At 66.9% G+C, this 13,553-nt stretch carries 13 protein-coding genes; 11 read left to right on the top strand and 2 right to left on the bottom strand.

From position 1 onward, the window contains the following. The first annotated feature begins 42 nt into the window (after positions 1-42). From mca to JO236_RS14965, 4 genes are read left to right on the top strand one after another with little or no spacing between them, the layout of a single operon-like run. Entirely contained in the window at positions 43-909 is an 867-nt protein-coding gene (gene mca, locus JO236_RS14980; protein WP_293331582.1) for a mycothiol conjugate amidase Mca, read from the top strand. Then, positions 906-1,196, top strand: a complete 291-nt coding sequence (locus JO236_RS14975; protein WP_293331579.1) for a hypothetical protein — start codon at positions 906-908, stop codon at positions 1,194-1,196. Before mca ends, JO236_RS14975 begins: the two co-directional genes overlap by 4 nt. Then, positions 1,183-3,210: a thioredoxin domain-containing protein gene (locus JO236_RS14970; RefSeq protein ID WP_293331576.1), complete on the top strand. Its 2,028-nt coding sequence runs from the start codon at positions 1,183-1,185 to the stop codon at positions 3,208-3,210. Before JO236_RS14975 ends, JO236_RS14970 begins: the two co-directional genes overlap by 14 nt. 11 nt (positions 3,211-3,221) lie before the next feature. Then, positions 3,222-3,602: a nuclear transport factor 2 family protein gene (locus tag JO236_RS14965; protein ID WP_293331573.1), complete on the top strand. Its 381-nt coding sequence runs from the start codon at positions 3,222-3,224 to the stop codon at positions 3,600-3,602. Positions 3,603-3,697: 95 nt separating this feature from the next. On the opposite strand, the gene trhA is transcribed toward JO236_RS14965, so the two are convergent. Beyond that, complete coding sequence (gene trhA, locus JO236_RS14960) at positions 3,698-4,474, bottom strand: PAQR family membrane homeostasis protein TrhA (protein WP_416362251.1); 777 nt, start codon at positions 4,472-4,474, stop codon at positions 3,698-3,700. A gap of 118 nt (positions 4,475-4,592) precedes the next feature. On the opposite strand from trhA, the gene JO236_RS14955 reads away from it, so the two are divergent. From JO236_RS14955 to JO236_RS14945, 3 genes are all read left to right on the top strand, one after another. Further along, on the top strand, positions 4,593-5,381 hold the full coding sequence (locus JO236_RS14955) for a (2Z,6E)-farnesyl diphosphate synthase (protein ID WP_293331567.1): 789 nt from the start codon (positions 4,593-4,595) through the stop codon (positions 5,379-5,381). Positions 5,382-5,572: 191 nt separating this feature from the next. Next, positions 5,573-6,943, top strand: coding sequence for a hypothetical protein (locus JO236_RS14950; RefSeq protein WP_293331564.1), 1,371 nt, complete (start codon positions 5,573-5,575; stop codon positions 6,941-6,943). A gap of 240 nt (positions 6,944-7,183) precedes the next feature. Beyond that, entirely contained in the window at positions 7,184-7,597 is a 414-nt protein-coding gene (locus tag JO236_RS14945) for a hypothetical protein (protein ID WP_293331562.1), read from the top strand. A gap of 109 nt (positions 7,598-7,706) precedes the next feature. Here the strand turns inward: JO236_RS14945 and coaA are convergent, their stop codons facing one another. Continuing rightward, positions 7,707-8,645, bottom strand: coding sequence for a type I pantothenate kinase (gene coaA, locus JO236_RS14940; protein ID WP_293331559.1), 939 nt, complete (start codon positions 8,643-8,645; stop codon positions 7,707-7,709). Positions 8,646-8,782: 137 nt separating this feature from the next. Here coaA and glyA point away from each other — a divergent pair, with 137 nt between their 5' ends. The 4 genes from glyA to JO236_RS14920 all read left to right on the top strand — a co-directional run bounded on the left by glyA (position 8,783) and on the right by JO236_RS14920 (position 13,439). Then, positions 8,783-10,072, top strand: coding sequence for a serine hydroxymethyltransferase (glyA, locus tag JO236_RS14935; protein ID WP_293331556.1), 1,290 nt, complete (start codon positions 8,783-8,785; stop codon positions 10,070-10,072). Between the two features lie 95 nt (positions 10,073-10,167). Continuing rightward, positions 10,168-10,995: an acyl-ACP desaturase gene (locus JO236_RS14930; RefSeq protein WP_293331553.1), complete on the top strand. Its 828-nt coding sequence runs from the start codon at positions 10,168-10,170 to the stop codon at positions 10,993-10,995. Positions 10,996-11,236: 241 nt separating this feature from the next. Then, positions 11,237-12,538 carry a PhoH family protein gene (locus JO236_RS14925; protein ID WP_293331550.1) on the top strand — a complete coding sequence of 434 codons (1,302 nt, stop codon included), beginning with the start codon at positions 11,237-11,239 and terminating at the stop codon, positions 12,536-12,538. Between the two features lie 25 nt (positions 12,539-12,563). Next, complete coding sequence (locus JO236_RS14920) at positions 12,564-13,439, top strand: polysaccharide deacetylase family protein (RefSeq protein WP_293331547.1); 876 nt, start codon at positions 12,564-12,566, stop codon at positions 13,437-13,439. The last annotated feature ends 114 nt before the right edge of the window (positions 13,440-13,553 follow it).

Genomic DNA, 13,553 nt, shown 5'->3' with positions numbered 1-13,553 from the left:
CGACCAGCGGACGGACCCACCAAGCAGACAGCAAGGGAGCACGTGAGCGAACTGCGGTTGATGGCGGTGCACGCCCACCCCGACGACGAGTCCAGCAAGGGCGCGGCCACCCTTGCCCGTTACGCAGACGAGGGTCATCGCGTCATGGTCGTCACGCTGACCGGTGGCGAACGCGGCGAGATCCTCAACCCCGCGATGGACCTGCCCGACGTGCATGGACACATTGCCGCTATCCGCCTCGACGAGATGGCCAAAGCCGCCGAAATCCTCGGCGTCGAACACACCTGGCTGGGGTTTGTCGACTCAGGCCTGCCCAAGGGTGACCCGCCGCCACCGCTGCCCGAGGGCTGCTTCGCGCTGGTGCCGTTGGAGCAATCCGCCGCGGCGCTGGTACGGGTGATCCGCGAGTTCCGGCCGCACGTGATGGTCACCTACGACGAGCACGGCGGCTACCCGCATCCGGACCACATCCGGTGTCACCAGGTTTCCGTCGCCGCCTACGAGGCGGCGGGCGACTACCGGCGCTTCCCGGACGCCGGCGAGCCGTGGACGGTGTCCAAGCTTTACTACGTACACGGCTTCCTGCGGGCGCGGATGCAGCTGCTGCAGGACGAGTTCGCCAAGCACGGCCAGGAGGGCCCATTCCGGAAATGGCTGGAACACTGGCTCCCCGACCACGACATCCTCTCCAGGGTGACGACGCGGGTGGAGTGCTCGGAGTATTTCAGCCAGCGCGACGACGCACTGCGCGCGCACGCCACCCAGATCGATCCGAACGCCGAGTTCTTCGCCGCACCGCTCTCGTGGCAGCAGCGACTATGGCCGACAGAGGAATTCGAGCTGGCGCGCTCGCGCGTACCCGTGCGTCTTCCTGAGACCGAGTTGTTCACGGGAATCGAGCTCGAGTGAATCACTTTTTTATCGCTGTAATTGCGGACGGGCAGCCGCACAACCACGGGCCGGATTTCGGCAAGGCCAGTCCGATTGGACTGCTCGTGGTCGTGCTGCTGGTTATCGCGACGTTGTTCCTGCTGCGGTCGATGAACCGGCAATTGCGCAAGGTCCCCAAATCGTTCGATCGTGACCACCCCCAACTCGACCAGGCCGCCGACGAGGGCACCGACGCGGTCGAGGATCCCGGTGCCGGTCGCAGCGATCCCACGCGACCGCCAGGAGCCGGCGATGAGCCCGACTGACGCCTCGCAGACCAATACCCTTTCTGGGGCGGCCAGCCCGTACCTGCGCCAGCACGCGGACAACCCGGTGCACTGGCAGCAGTGGACGCCGGCGGCGCTGGCGGATGCGGCCGAGCGCGACCTGCCGATCCTGTTGTCCATCGGCTACGCCGCATGCCACTGGTGTCACGTCATGGCCCACGAATCGTTCGAGGACGACGAGGTAGCCACCGCGATGAACGCGGGCTTCGTCTGCATCAAGGTCGATCGCGAGGAGCGCCCCGACATCGACGCGGTGTACATGAACGCCACCGTGGCACTGACCGGGCAGGGCGGTTGGCCGATGACATGTTTCCTGACCCCCGACGGCCGGCCGTTCTACTGCGGCACCTACTACCCGAAAGCAGTTTTCCTGCAACTGCTTTCGGCGGTCTCCGAAACCTGGCGGGATCGCCGCGGCGAGGTCGAGGAGGCGTCCGACCGGATCGCCGGCGAATTGCGCGCAATGTCCTCGGGATTGCCGGGCGGGGGACCCGTCGTGGAACCGCAGCTGTGCACGCACGCCGTCGCGCTCGTGCTGCGCGACGAGGACAAGGCCGCGGGCGGTTTCGGCGGGGCGCCCAAATTCCCGCCGTCGGCTCTGCTGGAGGCGCTGCTGCGCGACTACGAGCGCACGGGTTCGCCGGCCGTTCATGATGCCGTCGCGCGCACCGGCAACGCGATGGCCCGCGGAGGCATCTACGACCAGCTTGCCGGGGGCTTCGCCCGCTACAGTGTCGATAACGACTGGGTCGTACCGCATTTCGAGAAGATGTTGTACGACAATGCGCTGCTGTTACGGGCCTACGCGCATTGGGCCCGGCGCACGGATGATCGGCTGGCCCGACGGGTCACCGAGGAGACGGCGCGGTTTCTGCTCGACGAGCTGACCGACGGCGACATGTTCACCTCTTCCCTGGACGCCGACGCCGACGGTCACGAGGGTTCGACGTACGTCTGGACGCTGGCACAGCTGAACGAGGTGCTCGGAGCCGACGACGGCCGTTGGGCGGCAGCGCTTTTCGCGGTCACCGAGTCCGGAACGTTCGAGCATGGGACGTCGGTGTTGCAACTCCCCGCCGACCCGGACGACCCGTCGCGACTGCGGCGGATCCGGGCCGAGTTGCTGGCCGCCCGGCGTGACCGTGTCCAGCCGGGACGCGACGACAAGATCATCACGGCGTGGAACGGGCTGGCGATCACCGCGTTCGCCGAGGCCAGCGTGGCCCTCGGCGAACCCGCATATGCCCAAGCGGCGCGGCGGTGCGCACGGGCGCTGCTGGATCTGCACGTCGTCGACGGCAGGCTGCGGCGCGCCAGCCTGGGCGGCGTGGTCGGCGACAGTGCGGCCCTGCTAGAGGACCATGCGGCGCTGGCCACCGGACTGCTTGCGCTCTATCAGCTTGCGCCCGAAGAGGTCTGGCTGACGACGGCCACCGACCTGCTGGACACCGCGCTGCGGCGCTTCGCCGACCCGCAACAGCCCGGCCGCTGGTTCGACACAGCCGACGATGCCGAACAGCTGATGCTGAGACCCGCCGATCCGCTCGACGGGGCGACGCCGTCGGGGGCGTCGTTGATCACCGAGGCGTTGCTGACGGCGGCACACCTGGTGGACGGTGGCCGCGCCGAGCGCTACCTGCAGGCCGCATCCGAGGCGCTCAGCGCGCATTCGGTGCTGCTGGCGCGCGCGCCGCGATCGTCAGGACACTGGTTGGCCGTCGCCGAGGCGGCGGTGCGCGGGCCGCTGCAGATTGCGGTCGTTTGCGATCCATCGCGGTCGCCGCTGCTGGCGGAGGCCCGCCGGCTCGCGCCCGGCGGGGCCATCGTCGTGGGCGGCGCGCAGGACTCGTCACCGCTGCTGGCCGGGCGCGGCCGCGCGGACGGCCGCGAAGCCGCCTACGTCTGCCGCGGACGGGTCTGCGACCTACCCGTCACCGGGGCGGCCGAACTCGCGGCCGCCCTCGGTGTCCCCGGACAGCACCGCGGGGACTAGCCTTACGTCCCATGCCAAACGCCGACCGGGCCCAAGCAATCACCGACACCGTCAAGGGCTACATCGCGACGGTGGTCAGCGGCAGCGCGGACGATCTCGCCGGCTTTTACGCCGACGACGCGACCCTTGAGGATCCGGTTGGCGGTGAGGTGCACATCGGCAGTCGCGCCATTCGCGGGTTCTATTCCGCGATCGCCGGCGTGGAACGCGAATGTGAGCTGGTATCGCTGCGGGTCTCCGGCAACGAGGCGGCGTTCCAGTCTCGGCTGACCATCACGGCCGGCGACAACAAGATGCGGATCGAGCCCATCGAGACAATGGTTTTCGACGACCGCGGCAAGGTCACTGCGATGAAGGCCTACTGGTCGCCCGCCGACGTCACCCAGCTGTAGCTCTCACCTTCCGCTTTCGCCTCTGCGCGAGCGTGCTCAGAATGTCAGTCGAATCGGCGTGGCGGCGTACAAACACGCCCGCTCGCCGGGGGGGACTAGAAGACCACGAACCACATCGCGATGTAGTGACAGATCGCCGCCACGGCGGTGCATGCGTGGAAGAACTCGTGATAGCCGAACGTCGTCGGCCATGGGTCGGGCCACTTCAGCGCGTAGAGAATGCCGCCGATGCTGTACAACGCGCCCCCGACGAAGAGCAGCACCATGGCCGCAACGCCGGCGTTGTGCAGGATCGTTCCGGTGTACCAGACCGCCACCCAACCCAGCAGGATGTAAAGCGGCACGCCTACCCAGCGCGGCGATGACGGCCAGAGCATCTTGAGCAGGATGCCGGCGAGCGCGCCCCCCCACACGATCCACAACACGACATGCCCGTCACGGCCTGGCAGTGCCAGCAGCGCAAACGGCGTGTAACTGCCGGCGATGAACACGAAGATCATCGAATGGTCCGCCCGCTTCATCCATTTCTGGGCGGTCTCGGATTGCCAATGGACGCGGTGGTAGGTGGCGCTGACGGTGAACATCACGATCGTTGCCGCCGTATACAGCAGCGTCGCCAGCCCGGCCCGGGTGGATCCCACCGCCCACGACACCGCGACCAGCGACGCACCCGCGAACACCGCGATGCCCGCCGAGTAGACGTGGATCCAGCCGCGGAACCTCGGTTTGGCCAGGACACGGACGACGCCCTCAACGATGTGCTGGGTGAGGCCTTCCGATTCGTGCGATTCGGGCTTCGCATTCGTGACCGTGCTCACCTGGCCAGGGTCCTTTCTCCTGCTGCGGGCCGTGCGATTGTCGGTGGCCGTTATCGCTCACCACAGTAGCGCCGATGCCGAGCAGACGCCGTCACGACGTGGCGCGATACGGCGTGAGATCGCCGGCAATACGGGCCGGAAATTGTTGCCGGTCACAGTAATGTGGACTTTCGTGGAAATCATCCCGCCGCGGCTCAAGGAGCCGTTGTACCGGCTGTACGAGCTGCGGCTCCGGCAGGGCCTGGCCGCCCCCACATCCGAACTGCCGCGCCACATCGCCGTCCTGTGCGACGGCAACCGGCGATGGGCACGCGACGCGGGATACGACGACGTCAGCTATGGCTACCGGATGGGCGCGGTCAAGATCGCCGAGATGCTGCGCTGGTGCCAGGCGGCCGGCATCGAGATGACGACGGTCTATCTGCTCTCCACCGAAAACCTGCAACGCGATCCCGACGAGCTCGCCGCCCTCATCGAAATCATCACCGATGTGGTCGAGGAGATTTGTGCGCCCACCAACCGTTGGAGTGTGCGCACTGTCGGGGACCTGGAGCTGCTCGGCGAAGAGCCGGCTCGGCGGCTGCGCGAGGCGGTCGACTCCACGCCGGGCAGCGCCCCGTTTCACGTCAACGTCGCGGTCGGTTACGGCGGACGTCGCGAGATCGTCGATGCGGTGCGCGCGTTGTTGAGCAAGCAACTCGCCAACGGTGCGAGCGCCGAAGAACTCGTCGACGCGGTCTCCGTCGAGGGCATCTCCGAAAACCTGTACACCTCAGGACAACCCGACCCCGACCTGGTCATCCGCACATCCGGCGAGCAGCGGCTGTCCGGGTTTCTGCTGTGGCAGAGCGCCTACTCGGAGATGTGGTTCGCCGAGGCGCACTGGCCGGCATTCCGCCGCGTCGACTTCCTGCGCGCATTGCGCGACTACAGCCTGCGCCATCGCCGGTATGGGCGGTGACGATCGCAAGCGCGGCTGTGACGATCGCAAGCGCGGCGAAGCCGGGCGCAGCGGGTCGGCACGAATAAAGCAAAGCCGGGCGCAGCGGGTCGGCACGAATGAGGCGAAGCCGGGCGCAGCGGGTCGGCACGAATAAAGCGAAGCCCGGCGCAGCGGGTCGGCACCAATATGGCAAGTGACACACTGGATCCATGGCTGCGCTGTCGGCGGTGGTGTTCACGCTGAGCGGTTGGCTCGGCTTGTATCTGCTCGCCCGTGATCCGCGCAAGCCGGTGCTGGTGTTGGCGGCGATCGGGCTGTGCGGTTTCGCGCTGGTCGTGGCGCTGGACGCGGTGCGCACGGTCAGCCCGGCGCACGCCGAGTTGCTCAGCCAGGTAGAGATCTATCTCGTTGCCGTGCCCAGCATCGCCTGGTTCGCGGTGCTGATCGAGCTGTCGCGCCCGGGTGACCACGCTAGGGCTCGCACGGGCGAACTGTTGCTGGTCGGCGGGGTCGGTGCGTTCACCGTGCTAGGCGCGACGGCCGCGGGCAGCGTCGATGGGCCGCTGCGCGCGGGTCACTGGCTGATGTTCGCGGTGATCTCGACGTCCACGCTGGCGGCCATGGTGGTTGCAGCGCGCCGCCCGGCTCAGCCGGTATCCGTCGTGGGAGTGGTGGTTATCGCCACGCTGTTCTTCGCGCTGGCCAACGCCATCCTCATCATCCCGCTAGGGCTGGTGCCCAGCTGGCTGGCGCTGGCGTCGACGGGTTTCGACGTGCTGATGCTTGGCGTAGCGGTGGCTCTGTGGGATGCCTTCGACGAGGGCCAGGCGTTGCGCGCTGACATGCTGAGGTCGTTTGCCGGCTGTTCGGTGGTCGCCGCGCTGTTCGGCGGTCAGGCGTTGATCGGCCTGGGCGTGACGCGTAACGAGGTTGGCGCGCAGACGGCTCTGACGGTGCTGTTGTTCACCAGCCTGGCGATCTCGATCACGGTGCAGGTGCTCGCCGATCCTTTGGCCGGCGTCCTGGACCGGGTGGCGTTCTCCAAGTCGCCGACGCTGCGGGCCGACCGGGCCGCGCTACGCCACACCGGAGCCGCGCTGCCGCTGCGTTCCGACAACCCGCTCGGAGACCTCGACGACGACACCTTCGTCCGGCTCACCCGCCGGGCGCTGGGCCACTACGGAGACTTGACCAGACTCGTTGCCAGCCCGCTGACCGCGTTGCCGGTGATCGACGAGCGACTGGCCGCGCGCGGCGCGCCCGATCACCCGCTGGAACGCGCCAACGAGCTCAAGGCCGTCCTCGCCGATGGCATCGGCCGGCTCAAGCCACGCGACGCCGGCGACTTCGGTACCACCGAGCAATGGCGGTACTACAACTCGCTGTATTTCCCTTATGTCGTCGGCGTGCGCGCCTATGCGCAGAACGCCACCGCCGCCGGGTTGGATCCCACCGCACGGCAGGCCTGGCAGTGGTTGGTCACCGAGGTGCCCCAGCGATCGCTGCACAACTGGCAGAACGCGGCGGCCCGGCTCATCGCGGCCGACTTGCGGGGCCGGGTCGCAATACCTAGCGAATGAGCCGGCCGGCGGACGCTGATGCCGTCGCGCGCCGCAGGGCCGGCTGTCCGCCTTCGTCGATCAGGTGAGCGGTCTAATTCGCGCGGGCGGGAATACCCGAGCGAACTGGCTGGTCATTCCACACGTGGCAGTAACTGGCAGTGCCATGCGTCGATCTGGCAGTGCCCGGACGGCAGGCTCAAACCTGTCCAGTCCTTTTGACACCCCTGCAAAACCTGCCACAGCGAGGAGTTAACCCACATGACCGCCATCTCAGGACCGACAACCCGGGTCCTCTACGACTCGACCGACTCCCTGTTGCGATTCGCCATGCGCGCAGACGCAACCATCACGGGTTTGATGGGGCTGGCCGTTGCCGTTGCCGCAGACCCGATTTCGAGGATCACCGGACTGACGTCCGGCCAGGAATACAGCATGGGCGCTTTCTTCGTGCTCTACGGCCTTGTGGTGTTCAGCCTGGCCGGCTTGCCGAACCTGCGCCGCGCCGGGATCGGCGTGGTTGCGGCCAACATCGTGTACACCGCGGCGGCGGTGGTGGCCGCCGAGTTGGTGCCGATGACCGGCGCCGGGGTGGCCGCAACGCTGGCCAGCGGTGTGTACACGGCATTCTTCGCCGGACTGCAGTACCTGGGAGTGCGCCGCCTCGAGGCGTAGCTCCCCTTCCCGCCGGTGCGGGGCGCCTCCGCCGAATAGCGGTGTGTTGCCCCGCTCCGGCCTTTCGGAACGCCAGCACGACGTGGACGGCCTCGCGGACGCCGGCGAACTACAGCTTGCGCAGCCGCAGCCGGTTGATGGAGTGGTCGGCGTCCTTGCGCAGCACCAGCGTGGCACGGGGACGCGTCGGCAGAATGTTCTCGACGAGGTTGAGCCGGTTGATCGACCGCCAGATTTCACGCGCGGCCGCAACCGCCTTCGGGTCGGACAACGCCGAATAGTGGTGGAAGTGTGATTCCGGGTCAGCGAACGCCGTGCCACGCATCGCCAGAAACCGCGACACGTACCACTGCTCGATATCTTCGATCCGCGCGTCCACGTAGAGCGAGAAGTCGAACAGATCCGACACCATCAACGTCGGGCCCGTCTGCAAAACGTTGAGGCCCTCCAGAATCAGGATGTCGGGATGGCGGACCACGTGCTTGGCGCCCGGGATGATGTCGTACTTCAAGTGTGAATACACCGGCGCGCAGGCGTAGTCCGAGCCCGACTTCACCGAGGTCACGAACCGCAGCAGCGCCCTGCGGTTATAGCTCTCTGGAAAACCCTTGCGGTGCATGAGGTTTCGTCGATCGAGTTCAGCATTCGGGTAGAGGAAGCCGTCGGTTGTCACCAGGTCCACCCTCGGGTGGTGATCCCAGCGGGCCAACAGTGCCTGCAGCACACGGGCGGTGGTCGACTTGCCCACGGCCACGCTGCCGGCCACCCCGATGATGAACGGCACCGGCCGGTTGGGGTTTTGCTGCGGTTCCCCAAGGAATTCCGCGGTGGCGGCGAACAGTCGTTGACGGGCGGCGACCTGAAGGTGAATCAGACGGGACAACGGCAGGTAGACCTCTTCAACTTCGAGCAGGTCGATCTGTTCGCCGAGACCGCGCAGGCCGACCAGTTCCTCCTCGGTCAGGGCCAGTGGCGTCGACATCCGGAGCGCGCGCCATTGCTTTCGGTCGAATTCCACATAGGGACTCGGCTCGCTAGGCCGCGGCATGGGTCTCAGTCTCGCAGGGATCGCCACGTGCTCGACGGCTGGGCCGGCTTAAAACGCCGCGACATCGCGGCTCTGGGCCCCTGGATAGACTGGCGCGCGTGACCGCTGCACCTGACGCCCGTGTTTCCTCTTCTGTCATGTCCGCCCCGCTCGCCGAGGTCGACCCCGATATCGCCGAGCTGCTGGGCAAGGAACTCGGCCGGCAACGGGACACCCTGGAGATGATCGCGTCGGAGAACTTCGTGCCGCGCTCGGTGCTGCAGGCTCAGGGCAGCGTGCTGACCAACAAGTACGCCGAGGGACTCCCCGGACGTCGCTACTACGGCGGCTGCGAGTTCGTCGACGTTGTCGAGAACATCGCACGCGACCGGGCCAAGGCGCTGTTCGGCGCCGACTTCGCGAACGTGCAGCCGCATTCGGGTGCCCAGGCCAACGCCGCGGTGCTGCATGCGTTGATGTCGCCCGGAGAGCGGCTGCTGGGCCTGGACCTGGCCAACGGCGGTCACCTGACTCACGGCATGCGGCTGAACTTTTCCGGCAAGTTGTACGAGAACGGCTTTTATGGCGTCGACGCGACGACGCATTTGGTCGACATGGACGTGGTGCGGGCCCGGGCGCTGGAATTCCGTCCGAAGGTGATCGTCGCCGGCTGGTCGGCGTACCCGCGGATCTTGGACTTCGGCGCTTTTCGGTCGATCGCCGACGAGGTCGACGCCAAGTTGTGGGTCGACATGGCGCATTTCGCCGGCCTGGTCGCCGCTGGGTTGCATCCCTCCCCGGTCCCGCATGCCGACGTCGTCTCTACGACCATCCACAAGACCATCGGCGGCGGCCGCTCCGGGATGATCCTGGGCAAGCAGGAGTACGCCAAGGCAATCAATTCGGCGGTGTTCCCCGGCCAGCAGGGCGGACCGCTGATGCACGTCATCGCGGGTAAGGCCGTCGCCCTGAAGATCGCAGGCACGCCCGAATTCGTGGACCGGCAGCAACGCACACTTTCTGGCGCCCGGATTCTCGCCGACCGACTGTTGGCCTCCGATGTGGCCAAGGCCGGCGTGTCGGTGGTCAGCGGTGGCACCGACGTCCATCTGGTACTGGTCGACCTACGGAACTCCCCGCTAGACGGCCAGGCGGCCGAGGATCTGCTGCACGAGGTCGGCATCACCGTCAACCGCAACGCCGTGCCCAATGACCCCCGCCCGCCGATGGTGACGTCTGGCCTGCGGATCGGCACGCCCGCCTTGGCCACCCGCGGCTTCGGCGACGCGGAGTTCACCGAGGTTGCCGACATCATCGCCGGCGCGCTGGTGGGTGGAAGCTCTGCAGGCGAGGTCGACGTCGCCGGGTTGCGGAACCGGGTGACCGGGCTGGCCAGGGAGTTTCCACTCTACGACGGGCTCGAGGACTGGAGCCTGGTCGGGCGCTAGCCCTCCCGGTCACTGCGCGGTAGCAGCAGGGCCACCGACACGACACGTGCCGGTGGAGTTTGAGAGAACCTGTGTACGCGGGTTACGGTAACCGCATGGCACAGAAACCTGTCGCTAACGCGCTGACCCTTGAGCTCGAACCCGTGGTGGAAGCCAACATGGATCGCCACCTCGGCACCGAGGACATCTGGTTCGCTCACGACTACGTGCCGTTCGACCGGGGCGAGAACTTCGCCTTCCTCGGTGGGCATGACTGGGACCCGTCGCAGGCGACGCTGCCGCGGACCATCACGGACGCGTGCGAGATCCTGGTGCTCCTCAAGGACAACCTGGCGGCCCACCACCGCGAACTCGTCGACCACTTCATTCTCGAGGATTGGTGGGGCCGCTGGCTCGGCCGGTGGACCGCCGAGGAACACCTGCACGCCATCGCCATACGCGAGTACCTGGTGGTCACCCGCGAAGTCGACCCAACCGCCAACGAGGAGGCCCGCGTCCAATACGTGATGAAGGGCTACCGGGCCGACACGTACACGCAGCTCGAAACCCTGGCGTACATGGCGTTCTACGAGCGCTCGCTCGCCACCTTCGCCCACAATCTGGCCGCCCAGATCGAGGAGCCCATTCTCGCCGGGCTCATCGACCGCATCGCCAGGGACGAAGTGCGGCACGAGCAGTTCTTCGCCAACCTGGTCGAGCACTGCCTCGGATATACCCGCGACGAAACGATCGCGGCGATCGCAGCCCGCGCGGCCGACCTGGGCGTCGTCGGCGCCGACATCGATGCCTACCAGGACAAGCTGCAAAACGTCGCCGAGGCCGGCATTTTCGGCCAGGCGGACTTGGCCCAGGTGATCTCGGAACGCATCACCGCGTGGGGTCTGGCCGACGAGCCGCGGCTCAAGCAATTCGTCTCTAACTGAGTCGCCCAACCACTTTCGGGCTTCCTCTCAGGCAACTGTCGGCGCGCCTGCTCTGCGCGGGTGCGGCGACGGGAGTAGCGTCGCATCCGATGGCCAGCGAATTGCTCTGCTGCCAGGGCGGCACTCCCGGTTTCTGCACGGGTCACTACCAAGGCAGGACCGGCCCCGGTCCTGGTGCTGCGGCCCCCTTCGAAGTGCCTGTGTGGGTCCGCGCGGGCGTAATCTGCTCGAGGAGCGCTCCGTGACCGATATCCGGACGTACGTGCTCGACACCTCCGTGCTGCTGTCCGATCCCTGGGCGTGCAGCAGGTTCGCCGAACACGAGGTCGTGGTTCCGCTGGTGGTGATCAGCGAGTTAGAGGCCAAACGCCACCACCATGAGCTGGGCTGGTTCGCCCGGCAGTCGTTGCGCCTGTTCGACGACCTACGGTTGGAACACGGACGGCTGGATCAGCCCATTCCCGTTGGTACACAAGGGGGTTCGCTTCACGTCGAACTCAACCACACCGACCCGTCGGTGTTGCCTGCTGGCTTTCGTACCGACAGCAACGACTCACGGATCCTGAGTTGTGCCGCCAACCTGGCCGCAGAGGGCAAGCGAGTCACGTTGGTCAGCAAGGACATTCCGCTGCGAGTCAAGGCCGCCGCGGTTGGTCTGGCCGCCGACGAATACCACGCGCAGGACGTCGTGGCCTCCGGATGGTCCGGCATGCACGAAATCGAGACGGCTGCTGAGGACATCGACGCGTTGTTCGCCGACGGCGAGGTGGACCTGGCCGAAGCTCGAGACCTGCCCTGCCACACCGGGATTCGGCTGTTGGGTGGAAGTTCGCATGCACTGGGCCGGGTCACCGCGAACAAACGCGTCCAGCTGGTCCGGGGTGACCGCGAGGTGTTCGGGTTGCGGGGCCGGTCCGCCGAACAGCGCGTGGCGTTGGACCTCTTGCTCGACGAGTCGGTGGGCATCGTCTCGTTGGGTGGCAAGGCCGGCACGGGCAAGTCGGCGCTGGCGCTGTGCGCGGGCCTGGAGGCCGTCCTGGAGCGACGGACACAGCGCAAGGTGGTGGTTTTCCGCCCACTGTACGCCGTGGGCGGCCAGGAACTGGGTTATCTGCCGGGTAGCGAGAGCGACAAGATGGGGCCGTGGGCGCAGGCGGTCTTCGACACGCTGGAAGGGTTGGCCAGCCCCGCGGTGCTCGACGAAGTCCTCTCCCGCGGCATGCTCGAAGTGCTGCCGTTGACCCACATCCGGGGGCGCTCGCTGCACGACTCGTTTGTCATCGTCGATGAGGCGCAGTCACTCGAGCGCAATGTGCTGCTGACCGTGCTGTCCCGGTTGGGAACGGGTTCGCGGGTGGTCCTGACGCACGACATCGCGCAGCGCGACAACCTACGCGTCGGGCGCCACGACGGCGTCGCGGCAGTGATCGAGAAGCTCAAAGGCCACCCGCTGTTCGCCCACATCACGCTGCTGCGCAGTGAGCGGAGCCCGATCGCCGCGCTGGTCACCGAGATGCTCGAAGAGATCGCCGGGCCGCACTGAGCACCCGTTTCGGTAGGCTCTGAGCGTGCCGAAACGACCCGACAACCAGGCCTGGCGCTACTGGCGCACGGTCTTGGGTGTCGTCGCCGCGGGCGCGGTGCTGGTGATCGGCGGCCTCACCGGCCACGTGACGCGCGCCGACAACCTGAGTTGCTCGGTGGTCAAGTGCGTTGCGCTGACCTTTGACGACGGACCCGGTCCGTTTGACGAGCGGCTGCTGCAGATCCTCAAGGACAACGACGCCAAAGCGACATTCTTTTTGATCGGCAACAAGGTGGCGGCCAACCCGGCGGGCGCCAAGCGCATTGCGGACGCTGGCATGGAGATCGGCAGCCACACCTGGGAACACCCCAACATGACGACGATTCCCCCGGAGGACATTGCCGGTCAGTTCTCCCGGGCCAACGACGCGATCAACGCCGCGACCGGGCGGACGCCGACGCTGTACCGGCCGGCCGGCGGGCTGTCCAACGACGCGGTGCGGCAGATCGCCGCGAAGTATGGGTTGGCCGAAATCCTCTGGGATGTCATCCCTTTCGACTGGGCCAACGACTCGAACACGGCCGCGACACGCAACCTGCTGATGAGCCAGATCAAACCGGGCTCGGTGGTGTTGTTCCACGACACCTACTCGAGCACCGTCGACCTGATGTATCAGTTCATCCCGGTGCTCAAATCCAACGGTTATCGCCTGGTGACGGTCAGTGAGCTGCTCGGTCCGCGCGCTCCGGGCAGCAGTTACGGCAGCCGGGAGAACGGCCCACCGGTCAACGGGCTTCAAGACATCCCGGCCAACCAGATTCCCGCACTGCCCAACACCCCGTCGCCCACGCCGATGCCCAATTTCCCGATCACCGACATCCCGGGAGCGAACTCGGGCGGGCCAAACAACGGTGCGTAAGCCAGTCCGCCGAACCGGTGTGCGGCATCCAAAAACGTTCCGCGGCTATGTGATTCAATATGCGACCGACCTTGCCGTGGCCTATATCCTGGCGGTCATCGACGTGGCCGCGAT

The sequence above is a fragment of the Mycobacterium sp. genome (assembly GCF_019247635.1).
Taxonomy (GTDB): Bacteria; Actinomycetota; Actinomycetes; order Mycobacteriales; family Mycobacteriaceae; genus Mycobacterium.
Note: the sequence above shows the minus strand (reverse complement) of the source record. Positions and strands in the feature narration are given on the sequence as shown.

Coding starts and splice junctions, on each gene's coding strand:
- JO236_RS14970 (WP_293331576.1), top strand. CDS start 1,183: ATGAGCCCGACTGACGCCTCGCAGACCAATACCCTTTCTGGGGCGGCC.
- JO236_RS14965 (WP_293331573.1), top strand. CDS start 3,222: ATGCCAAACGCCGACCGGGCCCAAGCAATCACCGACACCGTCAAGGGC.
- JO236_RS14950 (WP_293331564.1), top strand. CDS start 5,573: ATGGCTGCGCTGTCGGCGGTGGTGTTCACGCTGAGCGGTTGGCTCGGC.
- JO236_RS14945 (WP_293331562.1), top strand. CDS start 7,184: ATGACCGCCATCTCAGGACCGACAACCCGGGTCCTCTACGACTCGACC.
- coaA (WP_293331559.1), bottom strand. CDS start 8,645: ATGCCGCGGCCTAGCGAGCCGAGTCCCTATGTGGAATTCGACCGAAAG.
- glyA (WP_293331556.1), top strand. CDS start 8,783: ATGTCCGCCCCGCTCGCCGAGGTCGACCCCGATATCGCCGAGCTGCTG.
- JO236_RS14930 (WP_293331553.1), top strand. CDS start 10,168: ATGGCACAGAAACCTGTCGCTAACGCGCTGACCCTTGAGCTCGAACCC.